2 protein-coding genes are annotated in these 1,225 nt (G+C 28.1%); both read right to left on the bottom strand.

Going from position 1 to position 1,225, the window contains the following annotated elements; translation table 11 throughout:
* Positions 1–40: 40 nt before the first annotated feature.
* Positions 41–961, bottom strand: a complete 921-nt coding sequence (locus tag AC4AGG_RS16470; RefSeq protein ID WP_489773112.1) for a helix-turn-helix transcriptional regulator — start codon at positions 959–961, stop codon at positions 41–43.
* The coding region (locus tag AC4AGG_RS16465; protein ID WP_489773111.1) for a hypothetical protein at positions 961–1,225 on the bottom strand (265 nt) is incomplete at its 5' end. The genes AC4AGG_RS16465 and AC4AGG_RS16470, both read right to left, overlap by 1 nt.

Below are 1,225 nucleotides of genomic sequence, written 5' to 3'. Positions count from 1 at the left end.
TTCTTTTTTCTTTTCGAATACCCTAAACAAGATAAAAAATTTAATCTTTAGTTTTTTGATTTTGTTCCAAAGCATTTTTTAAAAAACCAATAAATTCTAATCTTACATTTTCTGGTGAAATGATTTTTAAACTTTCCGAATGGCTTAACAATTCTTGATAAAAATCAAAAGTTGGGACTAGTTTTAGTTTGACTTGAAGTTCATCCTCTTTCTCAAAAAAAATTTCTTGTGATGAATGTAAAGGAAACGTTTTGATATATTGCCCTTGAAATCCTGTAAAAGACAAAATGATTTCTTGTGGAATTTCATTCAAAGTGGAAATAATCCCGAAAGAATTGATGAAGGATTTTTCTATGTCTTTAAAATCTCGAAATTGTTTTGTGTGATGAATTTCAATATCAGAAATTCGGTCTAAACCAAATGTTTTGATAACTGAATTTTCAGATTGATTGTCACTTGCTAAAAGATACCATCTACTTTTAAATTCTTTCAAAGCCAATGGAACTACCACTCTTTTTTCAGGTTCTTTCTCGTAAAATTTATGGTATTGAAAGGATACAATGTGATGCTCTTTAATAGCTTCAATAAAATCTGAAAAATGATGTAAACCCAAAGGTTTCCTTTTTTCGAAAATTAAAATTTCTGAATTATCCTGTATTTTTCTGTATGCATCAATAAGCAAAACATTATCCATAATTGTCCCCGAATTGTTATCAAGTTCTTCGTTATCAATCTTGAATGTTCCTGATGAACGTTTGAAATCACTTTCAATACCAAGAATTTCAGAAATTAGGTCTCGGTCTCTTTTAAAAGTTCTCTCACTGAAATTAAGTGTAAAACCTTTTTCTTCAAATTTTCTTTCAAGATGATTTTTAGTTTCTAGATAGGTAACTCCTTTGGATTTTGTTTTCAGAAATTCCGCAACCAACATCAAACGGTAGATTTGTTCGAGTTTTGCCATTATTCTAATAAAGAATTGAAAGAATTTAAAATTTCTGAAAATTCTTGATGAATAATATTCACTTCTTTTTCTAGGTTTTTATGCAATTCAAACTTCTTTTTTAAATCTAAGGAATCGACATAGCTATTATGGATAATGCTTTTGTTGCTAACATAAAACCAAGTGTTCCAAGAATTATTACTAAAGTGCGGACTATTTCGAGGAAATTTATTTTTCAAGCTTTCAATAATGGCATTGAAATTTTCATCATTTAATATTAGATTA

The organism is Chryseobacterium sp. CG10_8 (assembly GCF_058117085.1).
This window is presented reverse-complemented; position numbering and strand designations above follow the sequence as displayed.